Origin of the sequence: Tritonibacter sp. SIMBA_163, assembly GCF_046535935.1 — a bacterium.
Lineage (GTDB): Bacteria > Pseudomonadota > Alphaproteobacteria > Rhodobacterales > Rhodobacteraceae > Epibacterium > Epibacterium scottomollicae.
Genome location: NZ_JAWJBP010001326.1, coordinates 1 through 236, shown reverse-complemented (window position 1 = coordinate 236; position 236 = coordinate 1). Strand labels below are relative to the sequence as shown.

1 pseudogene is annotated in these 236 nt (G+C 62.3%); it reads left to right on the top strand.

The features are described 5' to 3' along the window. Positions 1 to 154, top strand: a pseudogene (locus R0J92_RS26605) (2'-deoxycytidine 5'-triphosphate deaminase); the annotation flags it as partial. Positions 155 to 236 lie beyond the last annotated feature (82 nt).

The window sequence follows — 236 nt, the reverse complement described above, 5'->3', positions numbered from 1 at the left end:
GGCGCCCTTTGTGCTCGAACACGGTCAGGTGGGGGGCCGTCTGGTCTATGAACGGATGGCCTCCCTGCCCCAGCAGCTTTATGGTGCGGTCATTGCCTCCAACTATCAGGGCCAGGGTCTGAAGCTGTCGAAACATTTCCGCAGCCCCTCCTGAGGCACCTCAGCGCTGATAACTGACGCTTGCTAGGTCCGCCGTGACTTCCGCCTGCGCGGTGCGTTCCAGCACTGTCGACAGG